Annotated in this window: 23 protein-coding genes; 7 read left to right on the forward strand and 16 right to left on the reverse strand. The window is 44.6% G+C overall.

From position 1 onward, the window contains the following. The first annotated feature begins 66 nt into the window (after positions 1 to 66). Positions 67 to 549, forward strand: a complete 483-nt coding sequence (locus ACLWBD_RS16395) for a BON domain-containing protein (RefSeq protein ID WP_063205413.1) — start codon at positions 67 to 69, stop codon at positions 547 to 549. A gap of 28 nt (positions 550 to 577) precedes the next feature. Here the strand turns inward: ACLWBD_RS16395 and ACLWBD_RS16400 are convergent, their stop codons facing one another. Beyond that, positions 578 to 937 (reverse strand): DUF1428 domain-containing protein, encoded by a 360-nt coding sequence (locus ACLWBD_RS16400; protein WP_413569010.1) that lies wholly within the window; start codon positions 935 to 937, stop codon positions 578 to 580. 134 nt (positions 938 to 1071) lie between these two features. Between ACLWBD_RS16400 and ACLWBD_RS16405 the strand changes: the two genes are divergently transcribed. Then, positions 1072 to 2343, forward strand: coding sequence for a putative DNA modification/repair radical SAM protein (locus tag ACLWBD_RS16405; protein ID WP_413569011.1), 1272 nt, complete (start codon positions 1072 to 1074; stop codon positions 2341 to 2343). After that, positions 2340 to 3707 (forward strand): UdgX family uracil-DNA binding protein, encoded by a 1368-nt coding sequence (locus ACLWBD_RS16410; protein ID WP_413569012.1) that lies wholly within the window; start codon positions 2340 to 2342, stop codon positions 3705 to 3707. The genes ACLWBD_RS16405 and ACLWBD_RS16410 overlap by 4 nt, the downstream gene beginning before the upstream one ends. On the opposite strand, the gene ACLWBD_RS16415 is transcribed toward ACLWBD_RS16410, so the two are convergent. Continuing rightward, a complete protein-coding gene (locus tag ACLWBD_RS16415) occupies positions 3704 to 4636 on the reverse strand; it encodes an NAD(P)/FAD-dependent oxidoreductase (RefSeq protein WP_413569013.1) in 933 nt (310 codons plus the stop codon). The genes ACLWBD_RS16410 and ACLWBD_RS16415 overlap by 4 nt on opposite strands. A gap of 94 nt (positions 4637 to 4730) precedes the next feature. On the opposite strand from ACLWBD_RS16415, the gene ACLWBD_RS16420 reads away from it, so the two are divergent. After that, on the forward strand, positions 4731 to 5648 hold the full coding sequence (locus ACLWBD_RS16420) for a LysR substrate-binding domain-containing protein (protein ID WP_413569014.1): 918 nt from the start codon (positions 4731 to 4733) through the stop codon (positions 5646 to 5648). On the opposite strand, the gene ACLWBD_RS16425 is transcribed toward ACLWBD_RS16420, so the two are convergent. The 5 genes from ACLWBD_RS16425 to ACLWBD_RS16445 form a co-directional block, all read right to left on the reverse strand. Further along, positions 5645 to 6247 carry a hypothetical protein gene (locus ACLWBD_RS16425; protein ID WP_413569015.1) on the reverse strand — a complete coding sequence of 201 codons (603 nt, stop codon included), beginning with the start codon at positions 6245 to 6247 and terminating at the stop codon, positions 5645 to 5647. The genes ACLWBD_RS16420 and ACLWBD_RS16425 overlap by 4 nt on opposite strands. Positions 6248 to 6357: 110 nt before the next feature. Continuing rightward, on the reverse strand, positions 6358 to 6939 hold the full coding sequence (locus tag ACLWBD_RS16430) for a DUF2239 family protein (protein WP_413569016.1): 582 nt from the start codon (positions 6937 to 6939) through the stop codon (positions 6358 to 6360). Then, entirely contained in the window at positions 6926 to 8158 is a 1233-nt protein-coding gene (locus tag ACLWBD_RS16435; RefSeq protein WP_063205421.1) for an MFS transporter, read from the reverse strand. The genes ACLWBD_RS16430 and ACLWBD_RS16435 overlap by 14 nt, the downstream gene beginning before the upstream one ends. A gap of 107 nt (positions 8159 to 8265) precedes the next feature. Beyond that, positions 8266 to 9621, reverse strand: coding sequence for an MBL fold metallo-hydrolase (locus tag ACLWBD_RS16440; protein ID WP_413569017.1), 1356 nt, complete (start codon positions 9619 to 9621; stop codon positions 8266 to 8268). 14 nt (positions 9622 to 9635) lie between these two features. Further along, positions 9636 to 10154 (reverse strand): SRPBCC family protein, encoded by a 519-nt coding sequence (locus ACLWBD_RS16445; protein WP_413569018.1) that lies wholly within the window; start codon positions 10152 to 10154, stop codon positions 9636 to 9638. A gap of 124 nt (positions 10155 to 10278) precedes the next feature. Here ACLWBD_RS16445 and ACLWBD_RS16450 point away from each other — a divergent pair, with 124 nt between their 5' ends. Next, positions 10279 to 10887, forward strand: a complete 609-nt coding sequence (locus tag ACLWBD_RS16450) for an HAD family hydrolase (RefSeq protein ID WP_413569019.1) — start codon at positions 10279 to 10281, stop codon at positions 10885 to 10887. Here the strand turns inward: ACLWBD_RS16450 and ACLWBD_RS16455 are convergent. Next, positions 10884 to 11381: an FBP domain-containing protein gene (locus ACLWBD_RS16455; protein WP_155722544.1), complete on the reverse strand. Its 498-nt coding sequence runs from the start codon at positions 11379 to 11381 to the stop codon at positions 10884 to 10886. The genes ACLWBD_RS16450 and ACLWBD_RS16455 overlap by 4 nt on opposite strands. A gap of 204 nt (positions 11382 to 11585) precedes the next feature. Here ACLWBD_RS16455 and ACLWBD_RS16460 point away from each other — a divergent pair, with 204 nt between their 5' ends. Further along, a complete protein-coding gene (locus tag ACLWBD_RS16460; protein ID WP_063205426.1) occupies positions 11586 to 12071 on the forward strand; it encodes a CBS domain-containing protein in 486 nt (161 codons plus the stop codon). Positions 12072 to 12080: 9 nt separating this feature from the next. Beyond that, a complete protein-coding gene (locus ACLWBD_RS16465) occupies positions 12081 to 12443 on the forward strand; it encodes a DUF4440 domain-containing protein (RefSeq protein WP_413569020.1) in 363 nt (120 codons plus the stop codon). Positions 12444 to 12474: 31 nt separating this feature from the next. Here the strand turns inward: ACLWBD_RS16465 and ACLWBD_RS16470 are convergent, their stop codons facing one another. The 8 genes from ACLWBD_RS16470 to crtY form a co-directional block, all read right to left on the reverse strand. After that, positions 12475 to 13410, reverse strand: coding sequence for an SDR family oxidoreductase (locus ACLWBD_RS16470; RefSeq protein ID WP_413569021.1), 936 nt, complete (start codon positions 13408 to 13410; stop codon positions 12475 to 12477). A 101-nt stretch (positions 13411 to 13511) separates the two neighbouring features. After that, the gene (locus ACLWBD_RS16475; RefSeq protein ID WP_413569022.1) at positions 13512 to 13943 is read right to left on the reverse strand and encodes a DUF2141 domain-containing protein; all 432 of its coding nucleotides are present in this window, start codon (positions 13941 to 13943) and stop codon (positions 13512 to 13514) included. After that, the gene (locus tag ACLWBD_RS16480; RefSeq protein ID WP_413569023.1) at positions 13930 to 14868 is read right to left on the reverse strand and encodes a glycosyltransferase; all 939 of its coding nucleotides are present in this window, start codon (positions 14866 to 14868) and stop codon (positions 13930 to 13932) included. The genes ACLWBD_RS16475 and ACLWBD_RS16480 overlap by 14 nt, the downstream gene beginning before the upstream one ends. A gap of 95 nt (positions 14869 to 14963) precedes the next feature. After that, positions 14964 to 15554 carry a hypothetical protein gene (locus ACLWBD_RS16485; protein ID WP_063205431.1) on the reverse strand — a complete coding sequence of 197 codons (591 nt, stop codon included), beginning with the start codon at positions 15552 to 15554 and terminating at the stop codon, positions 14964 to 14966. Next, entirely contained in the window at positions 15541 to 16407 is an 867-nt protein-coding gene (locus ACLWBD_RS16490; protein ID WP_063205432.1) for a phytoene/squalene synthase family protein, read from the reverse strand. The genes ACLWBD_RS16485 and ACLWBD_RS16490 overlap by 14 nt, the downstream gene beginning before the upstream one ends. Further along, positions 16404 to 17894: a phytoene desaturase gene (locus ACLWBD_RS16495; protein ID WP_063205433.1), complete on the reverse strand. Its 1491-nt coding sequence runs from the start codon at positions 17892 to 17894 to the stop codon at positions 16404 to 16406. The genes ACLWBD_RS16490 and ACLWBD_RS16495 overlap by 4 nt, the downstream gene beginning before the upstream one ends. Further along, complete coding sequence (locus tag ACLWBD_RS16500) at positions 17887 to 18915, reverse strand: polyprenyl synthetase family protein (protein WP_413569024.1); 1029 nt, start codon at positions 18913 to 18915, stop codon at positions 17887 to 17889. Before ACLWBD_RS16500 ends, ACLWBD_RS16495 begins: the two co-directional genes overlap by 8 nt. Continuing rightward, positions 18912 to 20057 carry a lycopene beta-cyclase CrtY gene (gene crtY / locus ACLWBD_RS16505; RefSeq protein ID WP_413569025.1) on the reverse strand — a complete coding sequence of 382 codons (1146 nt, stop codon included), beginning with the start codon at positions 20055 to 20057 and terminating at the stop codon, positions 18912 to 18914. The genes ACLWBD_RS16500 and crtY overlap by 4 nt, the downstream gene beginning before the upstream one ends. Positions 20058 to 20150 lie beyond the last annotated feature (93 nt).

The raw sequence follows: 20150 nt of genomic DNA on the forward strand, positions 1-20150 counted from the left end.
CCTCTTCTTTTTGCTCTGTAAAATCGGATTCCTATTTCAGAATTTACAGAGCAGGGAGGCTTTTTCATGAAAGACACAAATCCACGATATCGTCATTTCACATCTGATAGCGTCGACTATGGATTAAGAACAAATGCCATTCATAATCCTTCTTCAGGTTACAGCTATTCCGAGGCTGAATCTTACGAGTGGGATCGTTCTATGAACCCCAATGTTCGTTACATTCCCGGTGAGAGCAATCGGGACCTTGCCCGTCGCGAACGAGACTATTCTGGAGTGGGTCCTAAAAATTACCGCCGCACCGATGAACGTATCTATGAAGATGTGTGTGAAGTTTTGTCCCGACATCCCGATATTGATGCGAGCGAAATTGAAGTATCTGTGCGCGACGGAATTGTTTTTTTAGATGGGACCGTTGAAACTCGTCGAGTTCGCCGACTTGCTCAAGAAATCATAGACGGACTGCCTGGCGTTGAAGACGTTGAAAACTATCTAGATGTTCCCGAAAGAGATCGCGACCGCCGTCGCATTGCACGCAGTTTAAGCTAAAACAAAAGGGGATACTCTCCCCTTTTTACTATTTAACAGAAACGATGGTTTTAAATCCCCCGTACGCCATTTTATGCATTTCAAACGGGCTGTCTTTGGGGTCGAAAGATGTCATAAAAGGATCCGCCATTACTTTTTTATTAACGGCATTGCGATGAGCTTTTGATTTATAAACAATCCAAGAAAACACCACAGTTTCGCCGGATTCTGTTTTTGCAAGTTTCGTAAATGGCATCACTCCTTTTACTTTCAAATCATCACCCACGGTTTCAATATATTCTAGAGCACCGTATTTCATCCATACTTTGGAAGCTTTCTTAGACATCTGCTGGTACTTTTTAAGCTTCGATTTTTTAATCGCAATCACAAAGCCATCTACGTAAGCCATGAAGAACTCCTTTATGAAATTTGGTTTAGTTCATGATGGATTTTCTGGACTAAAAAGCCAAAGAAATTAAAAAACTTCCTCATTTTTGGACCAAACTATTGCTTTTTTCGTATATGTAAATAATATGTAAATCAATGGCTCTTCCCGACTGGAACTTATTAAAATCGAAGCTTTCTGTTTTAGCTGACGCCGCGAAGTACGATGCGTCCTGTTCTAGCAGCGGATCGCAACGCAAAAGAGATCCCAAAGGTATGGGAAATGTTGAAGGCATGGGAATTTGTCATAGTTATGCTCCGGATGGCCGATGTATCAGCCTTTTAAAGATTCTGATGACGAACTTTTGCATCTACGACTGCAAATATTGCGTCAACCGCGTATCAAGCGACGTTAAAAGAGCCAAGTTCAGTCCCGAAGAAATCGTCACCCTGACACTTGAGTTCTATCGTCGTAATTACATTGAAGGGCTTTTCCTTAGTTCAGGTATTGTTGAAAGCTCAGACTCGACAATGGAAAAATTAATTTTAGTGGCAAAAACTTTGCGACAAGCTCATCGCTTTCAAGGATACATCCACTTAAAAGTTGTCGCTGGTGCTTCACAAGAGCTTATTGAAGAAGCCGGCTTATGGGCTGATAGAGTCAGCGCAAATATTGAAATGCCCGCGCAGCCGGATCTGGATCTTTTAGCTCCTGCTAAAACAATTGAATCCGCTACGACTTCCATGGATCAGATCGCAGAAAAAGTGAAAGAGACAAAAGAGGAGCAAAAGAAAACTTTCCGTGCTCCTCGTTTTGCTCCGGCGGGACAGACAACGCAGATGATAGTGGGAGCAACTCCCAGTTCGGATTCGTTAATTCTGCAGTCTTCGCAAAATTTGTATAAGAAATATTCCTTACGACGGGTCTATTACTCTGCTTATAGTCCGATTCCTCACGCCGATGTTCTGCTTCCGACAGAGCAGCCGCCACTAATACGCGAAAATAGACTTTACCAAGCCGACTGGCTTTTAAGGTTTTATAAATTCGACGCTTCAGAATTAACAAGTGCTGAGGATCCAAATCTTGCTTTGGACATGGACCCTAAAACAGCCTGGGCTCTGAAACATCGAGAGTATTTTCCGGTGAACGTGAACACGGCTTCTCGAGAACAGCTCTTGCGGGTTCCGGGATTTGGTGTACGCAACGTCGAAAGAATTCTTCAGATGCGGCCCTTTCGAAAGATCACTTTGATGGATCTCGCCAAACTGCGCGTTCCTTTAAAAAGAGCTCGTTATTTTGTTATCACCTCAGATCACAACCCCGATGTGATGTTGCTAGACTCACAACACTTGAAAGAGTCCGTGGCACCGAGTTCGAACCAGCTTTCACTTTTTGACTTGGCCGTGACAGCAAAAACGGGCGAGCTATGAGCTTAACTTTTGAATCGTGGCGATTAAAAGCCCGTGATCTTTTGATAAAAGGTGTTCCACCGAATCAAACTTATTGGGATGAATCCCCTTCTCTTTTTAGTTTTGAAGAAACGGCTTTATTTGCTCCGGTCCCTCATCCAAAAGTTCCTAAGGAGTTTATGGAACTCGCCGAGGCTGTGGCCTGCGCGCGCGATCCTGAAAGATGGGCCTTGCTGTATCGACTGCTCTTCCGATTGAATCATGAAAATCAGAATCTTCTAAACATTGTTGTGGATGAGGATGTGCATAAAGCAAAGCTACTTGCGAAATCGGTTCGCCACGATATTCACAAGATGCACGCCTTTGTTCGATTTAAAAAAGCAGACATTGACGGCGTCGAAACTTACGTTGCCTGGCATAAACCCGAGCACTTGATTCTTCCCTTGGCTTCTCCGTTTTTTGTTCGACGCTTCGGAGATAAGCCTTGGTCTATTTTTACACCTGACGGATCCGCTCACTGGAATTTACAAAGCTTGTCTTTTTCTGAAGGCATGCCGCAAAACGAGTTTGACCACGAAGACCCCTTCGACGAAGTTTGGAAAACTTATTACCGGTCTATTTTTAATCCCGCTCGCTTAAAAATTAAAATGATGAAGGCCGAAATGTCGCCAAAGTATTGGTCTAGCCTTCCAGAGACCGAAATTATTCACGAGTTGATACGCAACACACCTAAACGATTACAAGACATGGCCGAGGCTCCGCGCTTTAAAGCGGAAGTACCAAAGACAAGTTCTTGGGAAGAACTTCGTACAGCCGCTCTTTCTTGTAAAGCTTGTCCTATTGCTCAACAAGCCAATCACACTGTATTCGGTGAAGGACCGTTACAGGCTGATCTGATGATCGTGGGTGAGCAGCCGGGTGATGAAGAGGATCTTGCTGGTAAAGTCTTCATCGGCCCAGCGGGACAGATTTTATCACAAGCACTGGCATTAGCAGGTATCGATCGAGAATCCATCTATGTGACAAACGCCGTAAAACATTTTAAATGGACACAAGGAACAGAAAGCAAAGCGCGTATTCATAAAAAAGCCTCCGGAGCTGAAATGCACGCCTGCAAACCATGGCTTGAGTCTGAAATCGCTTTGGTTAAACCCAAAGTTATTCTGGCCTTAGGAGTGACGGCGGGTACGGCTCTTTACGGCCGCCTTGTGCAAATTCAATCTGAAAGAAATAAAGTAAATACCTCTAGTGCCTTTGCAAAAAGCCTTACGATCTCATGGCATCCATCTGCGATTCTTCGCGCATTCAATGACGACGACCGCGAGCAAAAAATGAAGGACCTTGTAGAAGACTTAAAAAAGGCACATCACTTAAGCCAAACTTAAATCTCATAAGAATTTCCCTTCAAAAAATCTTCGTTCACAAGCTCAAACACCGCTCCGGCTCCCGCCATGGAACCACTTGCCGCCGCTTGAAGCACGGACTGCATCATCGTCATGTTATCTCCTGCTGCAAAAACACCAGGGACCGAGGTCTGTTTCATTTCGTTGACTTGATAAAGTCCCATATCGTTTTTTTCGCATCCTAGAGATTGACCAATATCTGACTTCATTTGAAACGGAAGAAGTGGAGTCGCAAATAAAGCGTCTCGCTCTTTCGCCGTACCGTCTTCAAACTCAAGGCCTTGCAGACGCGTTCCCTCAAAAAGCAATTTCTTGATCTTCTTTTCAACGATCTCGATGTTGTTCTTCTTCATCTGAAGCTTCAGTTCTTCTGGAAAATCGGCAGGACCGTTTGTGAATACCACCACATCCTTAGAAAGCGCTGAAAACATCGGTATACCATGCGCAAGAAATTTGCCATTTCCCACGAGTCCCAACTTATGATTTCGCACTTCAAAGCCATGACAATACGGGCAATGAAAAACGGCTTTTCCCCATAATTCTTTTAACCCGGGAATTGCAGGGAGGCGATCTTGAATACCATAAGCAAGAATCACTTTTCGGAAATCCTTCACCTCTCCGGAAGAAAGTCGGGCGCGAAAAAAATTCGTGTGTTTTTCGACCGAAGCGACCGAGCCTGAAAAAAATTGGATAGTTTTATATTTTTCGAGATCGCGTCGGGCTTCTTTTCTCCACGTCGCAGGGTGAATCCCGTCCTGTGTCGGAAAGTTATTAAGATGTTCTGAGGCCTCATTGCGAGGTCTTGCATCGTCACATACCAAAGCTGTCCGCCCGATTCTTCCTAAAGACATCGCAGCACTTAAACCCGCAGGTCCACCGCCAATTATAAGTACATCCATAAGTTTATTCATGCGTCCTCCGTACCATTTCATACTAATAGATTCAGTGTGAAACGATAATTGCTAATACAATTGAATTATTGATACTTTTTTGGTATCAATAGGTATGGATCTATCTAAGCTTAAGGCCTTTGTCGTAGTCGCCGAAGAACTGAATTTTCGTAAGAGCGCTGAAATACTGGGAATGTCCCAACCTCCCCTCACCCGCCTTATTGCTTCATTTGAAGATGAATTAGGGACCGCTTTGTTTGAAAGGACCACACGCCAAGTGAAGCTCACGGGGGCCGGTGTCTTTCTTTTGAAAGAAGGAAAGGAAATCCTTTCGCGTGCACAAGGGCTGGAATCCGAGATTAGAGCTTTAGGGAAAATGAAATCCGGAAAAATCAGCATCGCCTTTTCCTCCACGGGATTTTTGGCAAATCTTCCTAAAATTATCCGCGAGTTTCAGGACAGATTCCCGAAAATTAAAATTGAGCTTCAACAAGAAACCCGCGCTGCGATTGTTAAAGGTCTTAAAAGCGGCCGATTTGATGTCGGATTTTTAGAGGGCAGCCTGAAGGATGAAAACTTCCAGTTTCATTCAGTCCAGGATGAAAACCTGGGGGTTCTGCTTCCGAAGAATCACCCATTGAGCAAAAGAAAAGAAATCGAACTTAAAGAGCTCAGGGATGAAACAATCATTCTTCATCCGAAAAAGGACAACAAAGATTTTTACGAAACGATCTCTTACTTGTTTGTTCAAGCTGGAATTAAACCGCTGACTTATGTAAAGAAAGATCACGAAATCTGCCCGTTGCTTGTCGCTACGGGAAAGGGCGTATCTTTGACGATCGCCGCGACTCAAAATTTTGCTCCTGCAGAAACTCGATTCGTACCGATTAAAAAACTTTATCTGCCGGTCAGCGTGTTTTGGGAAAATGAAAATACGAATGCATCCTTAAAGACATTCTTAAGCTTCGTCGTCGAAAATCATGCGCTTTCTAACGGGAAGCCAGAATGTCTTATGGACGTGATGAGACTCTAGTGGGATGTAAATTCAGAGTTAAACGCGTGAATACGACGACCGATCGCCGTTAAGCTTTGCTCTAAGGAATCTGCACCTTGTTCGAGTGTTTTCAATCTAGAAACTTGCGCCTCTTTTTTTAAAGTTCGAGCTTCATCAATAAGTGGCTCAAGCTGTAATTGGAACGCCGCTAGGCGGATGGCGACTTTACTTTGCTCTTCATCAGAAACCTTTTCGCCCTCGGGACGTTTCAAGTCATTCAACGACAAAGTCAGCTCACGAACCTTTTCGCCGAGCGCACGAAATTGTTCCATCTTTTGTTGGTGTTGATTTTGACGAGCCTCCAACATTTCAGCCTTTGCAGCGACCAATGCAGCCGCTTTTTCCGCTTCGGCACGAGCCTCATTAAGAGACGTGGAAAGACGAACAACTTCATCAGAAACACCCAAACCACATTCAGTGAAACGATTCATCAATCGCTGAACTTGTTCAAAGTCGAAATCTGATTTTAATTCCATCTCGTCGATCTTCGCACCCAAGCGAACAATCTCAGAAAGATAATTATCAAGTTTTAAAGCGGCTTCTACCAATGCAGAGGGATTTTTGATTTTGTTTGTCATGCCCCGGGGTTATGACACAGGCCGATTTTAAAGCCAAATTTTTCGGACGCAGTTTCCGTTACAAGTTCGCCATAATAGCAGGGGTCTGCAGAAGACCCCGCTTTATTTTCTTATAAGCTAGGCTCGGCTAGCATATTAATATGGGCCCGCACATCTTTAGGCCACTTTGAGATCAGTTTTTTAAACTTCTCTGCATCTTTCGCATAAAGAGCTCTAAGCGCTTCTTCATAGTCTGGCAGATCCCCGGCCATCACAGTCATAAATTTATAGGTGGCATCTTGAGATTGGCGGATCAAATCCTTCGCGGCATTTTTCTTTTTCGCCTCATCTACAAGTCTTCGCAACGTCACCGAAGCTCCGCCCGGCTGTTTTGCCAACCAGTCCCAGTGTTGCGGTAAAAGCGTGACTTCTTTTGAAGTGACACCCAACTTAGGACGGCCCGGACCGCCTTTGGCCGGCTCTTCTTCTTTGATCAAGCCTGATTTTTCAAGACGCTTAAGAACGGCATCGACCGTTCCCCGCAAGTCCAATTCCACTTGCTGACTTGTTTGATTATCAAAGATCAGAATGGCCGCTTGGGGATGATCTTCTAAATGCGCTTTCACTTTTAGAGCGACATCTTTTATGCTACCGCTCGCGATTCTTTGTGAACTGCTGAATGCTGTGCAGGTTTGCAAATCACTTTGCTGCATAAACGTTTCCTTTCAATGACTTCGCAATAAGCCACATCATAAATAAGGTTATAAGGGAGCTTGCAATCACGACGTAACCAACAACATCATAATGTTCTAAAACCCCTTGAGGTCCTTCAACAACGATGAGTCCGGCTACCACAGAAGCACATCCTCCAGCCACTTGCTGAATGGAAGATCCCACCGACATGAACGCTCCACGATTGGATACGGAAGGAATGCCTGACATCAAAGTCTGTGAAGGAATCATGCGCGAGAAAACTCCAACGAACATCAAGACGTTGACCAAAATCACAAGGCCCAAAGGCGTAATTCCAAGATGAGTATAAATCGCCACCATAATGATTCCTAAAATCGTTCCAAACAGAAAGACCTTGAAGTTTCCAAACGTGTCACACGCTCTTCCAACCAGGGGTCCAATGAGGATCGAGGCAAAACCAGAAATCAGATAAATCATCGGAAGCTGATTTTGAGAAATTCCTAAATTGTTCACGGTGAACGCGGTACCAAAAGGCATCAGCATAAAGCCACCGATCGAAAGAAGTGCTGTCGCGCCAAAGGCCATAAGGTATTTAGGCGTGGCCACGGTAGATACTAAATGCGCGACGGGGCTATGCTCTGTTTGAACTTTTAAGTGTTCATCAATGGGCTTAAGATAAGCGAAAATGCCGATGCCCGCGATCGTACTCACAACAACCAGCATGATAAACGGGGCTTTCCATCCCCAAAGATTTGAGAAATAAAGTCCCGCTGGCAAACCCAGGATTTGGCTAGCAGCAAAAGCTGTTTGCACAAAACCCATTACGCGACCGCGTTTTTCCATCGGAAATAAATCGGTGATGATCGCAAAGACGATCGACCCAATCACTCCCCCAAAGATTCCCGTGATCAGTCTGGCGGCAACAAGCCACTCAAAAGTATTCACAAGACCACACATCAAGGTTCCTAAAACGAAGCCCGTGTAAAAAAATAAAAGCAATTTCTTACGATCGAAACGATCCGCAAAACCCGCCGCTAGAAATCCGGAAACTCCGGCACTAAAGGCATACCCTGAGACCACGATCCCAAATTGTGCGGGTGTGATCTTCAGCGCCGGCATTAAGACCGCACCTAAAGGAGAAACAATCATAAAGTCTAAAATGATTGTGAATTGAAGAAAGGCCAATAGGGCCACAACAAATTTTTGGTAGCCCGTGAAAGGCTCGATTCGTTTTTCCATGAAATCAATTATACCCGGATAAAATAAAAATGCAATATTATCCGGGTAATATCATACGTTTAATAAAAAGCTAGCTATTTCAATGGCTTATATCAACAATAGATATATCACAGGTTGTTTCTACGTCGAATTTCTTGAATCTGCGCCTTCTGATAAGACCCAAATACATCATTGAACAGACATCGAATCAGGGGGTCCTCAACGATGTCGGCATATTGAATTTCTTCTTCTATTTTTGCTGTAAAACGAAAGTCATTAATACGAACATACATAGATGTCAGTGACTCGCCCAACTCAAGGGCGGCATACACTTTAAATAAAGGAACTTCTGTCACCCAAGCGACAGGAATCTGAGAAGATTCCTCAAGGATTTCTGCCGTTGAGTCTTTTAACAAATAATGAAAATCAAAAGCCTTACCATCGTGATCAAAAAGGGTCAGTCGCCAGCGGCGAGCTTTTAGAAAATAGTCATCCTGAGGCGGGTCCATAGATTCAAATTTCTCTATGAGACCTTTTCGACAATACTCTAACACCACCCGCTTTTCGGTATCTGAAAGTTTCGGGAATTTTCGTGCAATCTCCGCCGTCGGTGGCGGGATTAAAGAAGGATCAAATTTATAATCGACATTTTGTTCACCGATCGGCTTGATCCATCGCAAGGGCTCAGAGTGTTTTATGCCACTCTGACAAAGTTCAATCGAAACGCCAGGATTTAAACGAACAGTCTCTGTGTCTTGCAAAACATCGGAAATTTCTTTTTGAAACTGCTTATAAGTAATGGGAAAGAAAGCCTGATTATACCAAGACCAGGGCTCAAGCTGGAACTGGCAAGAGCTTGGCACAATGTACTTTGGATTAAGCTCCTTTATCTGTTCGATCCACTCTGGAGGAAGACTTCGTGAAACTTCGGGCGCACGAGAAGGCGCAATCACATCCAGTTCCCGCATTGTTTGAAAAGGCCAAAGCACCATGTCCCAAGAGCCCTCTTTTTTTAAAAGGTCCAAGGTGGAATAATCAATCCACGAATCTACAACATTTAAAACGTTGAAACCCTGATGCTTGATTTGAAAAAGCGAATCGACGTCCTGATCCAAAGCGCGACGGGGAATGATTTCGATATCGCCGATTTGTACACTTTCATTGAGACTTAAAGAAAAGACGTTTCTAAATCCCAGCTCACGAATCAAAGAAAACATCTCTTCATGAACGCAAAACATGTAAAGCGGCGTCTCTTTATCTAAAAGATTCAGACTTTCCATTGAACAATGATCATCATGGTAGTGGGAAACAAAAATAGCCGAAAGTTTTAGCTTAGAAACTTCTTTTAAATCGAATTCAATAGAAGGATACGCGTGACAGTTACGACTGAAAGGATTTTCAAAAATAGGATCAAACGCGATTTTAGCTGCGCCCGTTTCAAAAATATAACCTGCATGCAAAATTCGAGAGATTTTTAAAGACACGGGCGCATCATATTTTATTTTGCAGACTCTACCAAGCTTTTAAAATTCTGAAGTCCTTTATCAAATATGGGGCTCATCATAAAATCCATCATGATCCCAAGGTAGCGTTTAAAGTAGGGAAGGTTTTGTTCATAGGACCACGTCAGCGTCGTTGTGGTCTCGCCGGAAGCGGCAACAATCCAGTGAGCCATAGCCTCACCCGGCATAGGCTTGTAAAAATCCATGCGCAGGTCCACTGACTTATCCGGAACGGCATTCACAATGGTCATCTTGCCTTCACCTGATTTTTCACCTGAATAGGTCATCGTAGAGCCAATACCCGTTCCGACCACTTCTGTTTTTGAAGTGGGATCACTTTCACTGAAAGGATTCCATTTCACGAATTCATTCAGGTCAGTGAGGCGTGGGTAAACCGCATTAAGGGGGGCGTTGATTTCGATGCTTCGAGCTAATTGGTATTGGGCGGGCATTAACACAGGCGCGATCAGTAGCACGATGACCAAGGCGACAAGAAAATACATGGCTGTTTTCATAAAACTCCTCTCATTTTCCTAACACAAAGTCTGTCTACGCGAGACAAAACTGTCACGCGCAAAAGTGAGTCATTCTGTGATCAAGACTAGGAAGCATCCAAAGACCATGTCAAAATAGATGTCTATGTTAAAATCATTCTTTCCCGACCGCGATCACAAAGCTCTTTTATTTGATTTCGATGGCACTGTTGCTGACACCATGGGTGCGCACTTAAAGGCTTGGAATATTGGCCTAGCTTCTTACAATCTCACTTTAAGTAAGGAACAACACCAGGCTTGGGCGGGCCGCCCGACAAGAAAAATTGTCGAGATGCTTAATGAAATGCACAAAGTGCAGATCCCGGCAGACGTCTTCTTGAAAGAAAAAGAAGTTCACTACTTTTCAGCAATCAACGAAATTAAAGAAATCAAGGCTGTCATGGATGTGATCAAGCACTATCATCGCAGCCTCCCGATGGCGATCGTAACCGGCAGCCGTCGACATCCCGTTGAAACAACATTAAAGCATTTAGGGATTACTAAATACTTCGAGCATTTGATTTGCGCTGAAGATTACCAAAACGGAAAACCGGCACCAGACTGCTTTCTTTTAGGCGCGGAAAAGCTGGGGATTGATCCTGCCGAATGCCTAGTTTTTGAGGATGCGCACTTAGGAATCGAAGCCGCTCGTAATGCGCAGATGGATTGTTTGAAAGTGGACGAGTTTCAAAATCTCGTCGTAGTTAAATACTAATCTGGCTTGTAGCTGCTGATATTTTCAAAAAGCTTTGAGATTTTATGATAAAGCTCTGAGATATTTTTCTCAGGGCTTTTTCCAGATAAGTTTGAGGCATCTTCAATTTTTTCAATGCAGCGCAAATCTTGGCAGATGTAGTAAGAGCTACTGACATCTGAGCTCATGTTCACCGTTAGCATTCCAATATCTTCGGAAGTGCCGTAGGCATGGCACCAACTGCAAAGCCCTCCCACCGGATCACCCGTCGCAGCAGTCTTTTTGAAAGCGACTCCACGTGGAAGATCCCAGTTAGGCATTTTAAATACAAGATAAGTGTAAACTCCCGAGGGCTCTCTCCACGTAAAGTAGGAACTCACATTTAGCGGATACTTAAGACTTTCAGGAAGAACGAGTTTTTTCTGATCGCGTTTGCGAAAGGCCTGAAGCAACTCCTCTTCAGAAGCGATAGAAAACACATGTTCTTTTTGGAAGTTATTAATTTGCGATAGCACCTTACTCACCTCTTCTTACTAATTTTAGGTCAGATGTTACGAAAACAAAAGACTCAATTTCTAGGTCGGGCTTCTTTTCAGAGAGTGACTCAAATAAAGCTTTCAAACCAGTGATGTTTACCAAAGATGTGTCAAAGGCGTCACCGTCTGTATCTAGGTGATCTAAAATAGAATCGTGCCCTCTAAGGGCGAAAGGATGACTTTATGAAAGCAAAATTTACTTCCCCCGAATCCGATCGAAGAACCCACCGTCCCCATCTGGAATGGGAAAAAACTGAAATCATCTCTATTGATCCGGAGGCCTCTCTTACTGAAGCAGCTGAACTCATGAAAGAATATCAAATCGGTGATGTTTTAGTTATGCATGAAGATGGACATGGTTCACTTCTTGGAATTCTTACCGACCGGGATATAGCTATGTGTATCGCCGATGGTGCCAATCCGGATCGTGTGCGCGTAAGTCGTGTGATGTCGCGCTCGCCAGTCACGGCTAGATCCGAAGACGATGTTTTTACGATGATATCTTTAATGAAACGTTCGGGCGTGACTCGCTTGCCTCTTTTAGACCGCCGAGGCCGGCTTACAGGAGTCATCACCGCGAAGAACATGATTGAAATTTTAACGGGCGCTCTTTTCGATCTGACTCAGATCGGAGAAACGCAGCACGATAATGAATGGCAGAAACATTAGGAGGTTTTTATGAATGCTCCGAACAAAGAAGAGATATTGAATCTAGAAAATCAGTATTGGGATGCAATGAAGACGAAGGACGTCGAGGCGGCTGTGTCTTTAACAAAGTTTCCCTGTATCGTCACAGGCCCAGAGGGTGTGCGTAGTATCGACGAAGAACAGTATCGCCAAATGATGAATGCGATGACTTCCACTGATCGCTTTAAAGATATCGAAATTAACGAGCCCCAATTAACTGTACTTAACGAGGATGCGGCTTTGCTTACTTACAATATTGAAGTGAGCGGAATGAAGATGCTCGATGTATCAACTTGGGTGCGCGAAAATGGCAAATGGGTCTGCGCCTATCACTCTGAAAACCCTGTGCACTAATTTTCACCGGAGTCGCCCACGGCGATTCCGGCTATTTTAAAAAGTCTACCACGTTGGGATGAAGTCCCTTTTCTTCGGCATCCATGTATGACCAGACATCCGGTTGTGTTCCATTGATGTCGCGAACTCCATATTCTTTGGCAAGCTGTCCTGAATTGACGGAACGCTGATTCCAGCGAGAGCGCTCTGAATCTGCGGCCACCGCCGCAATACATCTTCCAACAAATCTTGGCGATTCAGATAAAAGAAATCCTGGAGGCGCCTTCGCGTCTTTCCAGTTCGCTTCAGTCACGCCGAAATGCTCAAGCATCATTTCAGATCTTAACCAACCTGGTGATACCGTCATCGCGGTGGCGCCAAATTGCTTAAGCTCATGACCTTGAGAAAACCCCAAGCGATTGACCGAAAATTTCGCCAAATCGTAAAAAACAGAGATGCGGTAATTCTTAAGGTTGTAATCTAAAGTCCCGTCCGTAACTTCCACAAGAAGTCCACCGGGCTTACGTAAAAGCGGCGACAGAAAAAAAGATGTGATCAAGTGAGTATCTACAGCTAAACGCAACATGCGAAGACCTTGATTAAGATCAAGCTCCCACAGAGGTTTATTCCAGGTATCCGGGGAACCAACCATGGCTTCGCCACCCCAAATATCATTCACCAGAATATCAAGGCCACCAAAGTCTTTAGAGATGCGGTCGGCAAGATTTTTTACTTCATCTTGATTCAAATGATCAGTGGGAATGGCAATTCCGTTACCACCTAAACTTGTTACAAGCTCTGCGGTTTCCTCGATAGTTTCTGATCTTTTATAATCAGAGCGCGCCGAGCCTTCAGCCCGAGTTGTTCGGCCTGTACAGATCACAGTCGCGCCCGCCTCGCCCAAAGCCGTTGCAATTCCGCGACCGGCGCCACGAGTCGCACCAGCGACAACTGCAATTTTATTCCTGAGAGGTTTTGATGTGTTCATTGATAACCGGCCCTATTGAAAGCTAAGTGCTAAAACCTGCGCCTTGCACACCATATTCCAAGATATCTTCATCAATCTTGTCAATGAGTCGGTTGTAGGGGCTAAAAATACTTTAGTTTGATGTCCAATGTTTTTGTTTCCGAGGATTTAAAGGCAGCGCGTTTAAAACTGGGGACTCCAAAATAGACTCGGGGGTTCATAGAAAATCCAAAACCTTCTTGCGGCAGTCCGACAAAATTTGTCTTAAATTTTTTATCTTCGTCTTCATCGTGCATGACCGCAACGGCATATGTGTCATCGTCAAGATCATCGACATCAATGCTCAATTCTTTTTTACCTTCGAGCTTGAGATAAAATGTTTTAGTCGCCTGTTCTGCTTTGCCTGGAAAACTTTCCTTCTGCTTTTCTGAAAAAATGCTGACGGCCAGATATCCATTTCCGTTTCGCAAGTTTGAAAAATTTAATGTCAGTGACCACGCAGGCAAAGAAAGTAAAATGATGACATAGGCACATAAAAATTTAAGCTTCGACATAATCTCTCTCCTGCCAAGTTACTTTTTTCTTTCTCAGTGTCTCTAAAACTCCGGCCATGGATATCACAGCAAAAAGAATTAGGCTCAATGGCGCTAAAAGAACTCCCCACCAAGAAAATCGCCCGTGTTGACGTTGAATGAAACCAAGAAACAAAAGTCCTACGACAGTCATCCAAGTGAACTGAAAAAAGAGGCAGTAGACTAGAGTAATTTCAAGAAAGGCTGCAAAAGAAACCTTCTTCATTCCGAGCCTTAGAAGACGTATCCATCCACGCCAAAACTCTTTAGCAGTATCGTACATCTGAACTTCATAAAGGGAGGTCTTGGGAAAAATGCGGTACTTTAATCCTTTTTCTAAGACTCTTTTTGCCATATCAATGTCTTCGGTAAGTGAAGAACGAAGTGCTTCATGACCGCCTATAGAGTTATAAGCCGCCTTTGAAATTAAAAGATACTGCCCGATGGCGTAGATGCGCGAGGTGCCTTTGCTTTGCGGAAAACCAGCCGCGATTAAAGGAAGAAGATGAAATAAACCTAAACCCTGCTCCCACCAGTTCAAGCAACGGTGGTGCGGAGGTGCTGAAATGAGGTCCGCTTTTTCCTGCAAAAGAAAACCTAAAGCTTGGGATAAGGAATCGGGCCTGTGACGAGTGTCTGCATCAGTAAAAAGGAAGTAATCACCTTGCGCTAACTGCGCGCCATAAGCACAAGCCCATGACTTTCCTACCCAGCCCTCGGGTTTGGGCGGAGCTTTTAAAACTCGCACGTTCTCCCGTGCCGCCACTTCGAAAGTTTTATCCGTAGAGCTGTCATCGACAACTAAGATCTCTGCTTGCACCCCCGACAATCTTTGCAAACTCTGAAGCAAAGGACCGATGTTGTGCTCTTCATTTCGGCAGGGAACGATAATTGAAACCAGCGGCATTTTTTTTATAGTCAAGTTAGTTGCGTGCCGACGCCATGATCTCGTGCGGATAATTAAAACAAAAAGCCCTGCCGTAGATAAAAGCAGATTAAGAATCACTTTAAAACCGCCAGAGTCTCTTTCACTCCAGGATAACCTTCAACAAACCAAGTCCACCAGGCTGTGATCATTATCAAATGACCGACAAGGATAAAAAAGTGACTCCACATCTCTACTCGATCTGATTTCTGAGTAAAATAGCGATGCCAGTGCATACCTTCGTCAACCAGGCTGTAAACGATGCTTAGGAATATCAGCACCAAGGCTGGAATTTTCATAAAGCTAGGATTCTCATAAGCCAAGCACAGCGCCAGCACACTTGAAATACCGGCCGCAATTGTGATGTGATGAACTAAGGCTTCTCCACGTTGAAGCGCCTCTTTATAGACGGTGCGGTGGCCAATCGTATCAAAGGCGATTGCGGCGGTGAAAATAAATGTGCCTACCGGAATATTCCAAGCATAGCCCGGGTATTCAATTCCGTTGATATAACCCACGCTGAAAAAAGCGGCGATGACTGAAAAAAGACCTAGCATCATGCCAACCCACACCGTGTAAACCAGCCAGTCTTTTAAATCAAACTGACGAATACGCATGACGTAAACAATGGAATCTTCAAGAAATGTAGTTTGCTCAGGCTTTTGCATTGGACCTCCATAAAACTATACGCCCGGTTAACGAAGACATCACCCAGAATATTCCAAGACCAACGAGCCAGATCTTGTGCGGGAAAGAAACATATATACGCGAATCCAAAGACGTGGGGCCCAGGCGTAAGATTTTAGATCCGATCTGTGAATACACGGCAGCCGCAATCGCGACAGCCAAAGCAGAGCGTAGCGGAAGGTATTTTAGTCCTTCGCGACCCTCGCGATATAATCCATCTGCCTTTTTTAATAGCCTCTGAACCACGGTGTACACTTGCTCTCTCTGTTCGATAGCAAGAAGGCGCTCGGTGTTCACACCGGCCTCATCCAACCAAGATTGAGGCAGATAGATACGGCCTTTTTCAAAGTCTTCTTTCACGTCGCGCGCGATGTTCGTCAGTTGCATCGCATTTCCCATACTAATGGCAGCTTGTTGTGCTAATGCCAGATTGGCTTTCATCAGGTAACACATCATAACGCCGACAACACCTGCAACCTGATAGGCATACACATCCAGCTCGGCCTCGTTTTTGATACGAACGGCTTGAGTGTCTTTTTGAAATCCAGCAAGAAGCTCAAAAGGATGCTCTGCTGGGATCGAGTGCTTTCGACACACTTTTCCTAAAGAAGAAAAAATTGCGTGCGTGTTTTCGCCACGCAGACCTTTGAGGGTGTTGGTCTGCAATTCTTCAAGCTCACGAAGATTTCCGCCGTTATCGATCACATCATCGCAATGACGACACCAACGATACAACACCCAACAGTCATGCTTAGTTTCTTGAGAGAAAAAGAGACTTGCAAGATAAAAGCTCTTTGAGCCTTTTTCTATCGCCTGTTCAGCGTCTTGGATCATAATCTCCCCATATCTTCCTGAATAACACTGACTGTGGCCTTAGCTGAGGAAATGACTCCAGGCACTCCTGCCCCCGGATGAGTTCCCGCTCCTACAAAGTACAAACCCTTCACCGAAGCATCCCGATTGTGAGTTCTGAAGTAAGCACTTTGGTGCAGGACCGGCTCTAAAGAAAAGGCCGAGCCGACGTGAGCATTCAAGTCTTTTTTAAAATCATCCGGAGTTACAATTTTTTGCACGACCAGATTTTCCTTAAGGCCCGGAAGATATTTCTCTTCCAAATAGTTCATAATCTTTTCGGCGTATTTAGGACCTTCCACGGACCAATCAACTTTGAGATTTCCCAAATGCGCGACGGGAGACAACACATAGAAGCACTCATGCCCTGCCGGAGCCAAAGAAGCATCAGTGCGCGTGGGTGCGTGCAAATAAAGAGAGAAGTCATCCGGAAGTTTTCCGCGCTTAAAGATGTCATCAAGAAGACCGCGGTAACGAGGTCCAAATATCACGTTATGATGAGCCAGTTCGGGATAAGTTTTCTTCGTTCCAAAGTAGATCAAGAATAACGCCATACTGTGGCGCATGCTTTCAACCCGACGAGCGGTTTCTTTCGTCGCTTTTTCAGAGCGCAAAAGGTGCTTGTACGTATGGACAACATCACCATTACTTACGACCAAGTCGAACTTTTGTGTGCGACCATCTTTTAACTTTAGACCTGTGACCTTTTGCCCGGTAGTGAGGATTTCATCCACCTCGCAAGAAAGCTCAATCTTTCCACCCAATTCTTTAAAGAGTTTTACCAATGCTTGCACTAAGGCACCTGTTCCTCCGCGAGGAAAATAGACGCCGCCTTTTCTTTCAAGGTAGTGAATCAAAGTATAGATACTTGACGTAGAAAAAGGATTTCCACCTACAAGCAAGCTATGAAAACTAAAGGCCTGGCGAAGATGTTCATTTTTAATGTAGCGACCAACAGTATCATAAACACTGCGGTCGGCGCGAAGTCGCATCAGCTGAGGCGCGGTTTTTACCATGCTCCATACATTTAAAAAAGGTTTTGCCGCTAATTTTTCATAACCTTCGTGGTATACGTCTTTCGAGTAAGAAAGAAACTTACGATACCCTTCCGCATCTGACGGAGAAATTTTCTTGATCTGGCCAATGGTGTCTTCGACATCACCACCATAATCAAATTGCACACCGTCGTGCCAGAACAGCTTATAAAAAGGCTCCACTTTCATAAGTTCGACGTAGTCTTCAATTTTGCGACCACTAATCGAGAATAATTCCGTTAATGTTTCTGGAGCCGTGATGACCGTAGGGCCTGCATCGAAAGTAAATCCGTTTTCTTTAAAGACATAGGCTCTTCCGCCTGGCAAATCGCGTTTTTCAAAAATCGTGACATCAAAACCTGCCGTTTGCAGTCGTATTGCCGATGCCAGTCCACCAAATCCACTGCCAATAACCGCAGCTTTTTTTCTATTCATAAGCTTTCATCAGTTTGTGCTGAAGCCCTTCTATTGTACTTTTTTGTTCTGATGTTAAAAGGACGGCGCTCTCAAGATCATTGAGGGCCGACTGAAGATAAGAATTTGCCCGAGCCTTGGCCGTAGCCACAACCCCGGCGTGAATAAGAAACTCGCGCACTTTTTTAAAATTCTGGTCCGAATCTTTCGTAAGCTCTTTTAGCTCTGCGTATTTATCTGTTGAAAGAACTTCGGCCGCCGTCGCGATAACAAAGGTCAATCGTTTCAGACGTGTGTCTTCGATCCACTTTTTTTCATTGTTCGACGAACAAACATTTCCGATATCGTCGAACATCTGCAAAGCAATTCCGAATTTTTTGCCAAATGCCCCCAAACTTTGAATGAGGGCTGACTCAACTTCACAGGCGACGGGCCCGAATTTGCTCGCTAATTCAGACAGCGCTCCTGTTTTTAGCTCCATGGAGGCCATCGAGATTTCGGGTATTCTTCCCTGGGGCAAAGCACTCCACTCAGTGCCTACGTCAATCGCCTGACCATAGTGAGCTCTTAATAAAACATTTTGCAATTCTTCGGACAATCCTTGTCTAGCTTTATCCGAAACGGGCATACCGCTGATAATTTTAAAAGGAAGGAAGTACATCCAGTTCCCGGCATTCAAAGCCACGGGAAGCCCATAAAGAATATGGACTGCCGGAGCCCCCCTTCTTTCCGTGCTTCCATCTTGAATATCATCAATCACCAAAGAACCCGTATGCAGAATTTCTAAGACAGCACGAGCTTCTTTAGCAATTGAGTGCAGCTGCTCATCAGAAATTTTTCCCTGATTTTTAGCGATCGAAATTCCCAGGTCCACAAGAGTGGACCGCAAATTCTTGCGCGGTCGCGATAGCAAGTTCTTGAGGGGCGCTGTAAGAGCTCCCTCGAGCAAATCGTCGACAGTAGCATTGTTACTGAGCTGAAGAAGACTCCTCAGGCGGGCCCCTTGCGGAAACTCGATATCAGATTCAGATGAAAGATTCATAAAGCCTCTTTTACCTTTCTAGAGAACACCGCACGCAATGCAGGTCCTATATTCACCGGAGGTCTTCCGCTTAAAATTCTAATTCTGTCTAAATACGTCGTATTGCCCGCATAGAAGCGCTCAATCACGGATTGAGGCATGCGATAGAAGTGCTCAAAAACTTTTCTTCTTTCTGAATCCGGTGCCGCTAAGAACAACATACGGTTCAGTAGAAAATAAAACTGTCTGCGCTTCATCTGCTCTGATCGATAGGCTTCAATTGTCGCTAGCAAAGTCTTTCGATTTAGTTGAGATAAAGCAGAAATGCGATCAGCCAATCGGACACTGTCGGGTAAAGAGTAACCCGTCACCGGATGAAAAAAACCGGCCGCCATTCCCGTCTTAAAAGAATTAGAGGTTGGAGTTTCCGCGTCTAGCGGAATGGGAAGAACTCCGCTTTCGGTTTTTAGGATACGCTCGATCTTCCAGCCACGTCTTTCAATATAGGAGCTGATCTCCCGGGTGAGATCTTCCTGATTCAGGTGCGAATTGCGCGAATACCGGGTGTCCTCAATCAAAAATTCGGTTTCAGAAAAGGGAAGAATATAAAAGAACCGGTAACCATCAAGCTGTGGGACTGTCGCATCCATCAGGAGGGGGACTTGCAGACCATGAGGTTTGCTCAGTCGAACACACTGTCCTAGAAATTTCTGATACCCCAATCTAGCAGAAGAGGAAGTAAATCCTCTTCCGTCCACAACAGCTTCGAAAAACAGAGTTCTCCCGTCACTGAGCGCGACATGATCGTGCGCTACAGTTTGCACAGGTGAAAGAAATTGTAGGTCGACACCCGCCTTTAGAAGTTCTCGCTGAAGTTTTTCAGGGGTGATAGTGGCATACGTCGAATCGTAACGCTTTTTATACAAGGGAAAGGAAACTTCGTAACCGTTCCAACTATGAGCAATCAGCTCTTGCAGCACTGCGAAGTTGGCTTCACCTACGTCCGTTTTATGAAAGGACCATGTTCGGCCCTCATCGATGCGAGATTTAGACTCATAAATTACTATATTGAGATCAGGATGCCGCTTACGCAGAAACCAGGCCAAAATACCGTTCCCCAGGCCCGCGCCAACTAAACAAAGAGTGCTTTCTTGCGTCGTCATGGTCCAGAATGTCTAATATTTGTATAGGTTCCGTCAAGTATGCTTATAATATATGCAAGACCATTGTATTTATACAATACTTAGACAATGATT

This window comes from Bdellovibrio sp. HCB117 (assembly GCF_047305915.1).
Taxonomy (GTDB): Bacteria; Bdellovibrionota; Bdellovibrionia; order Bdellovibrionales; family Bdellovibrionaceae; genus Bdellovibrio; species Bdellovibrio bacteriovorus_B.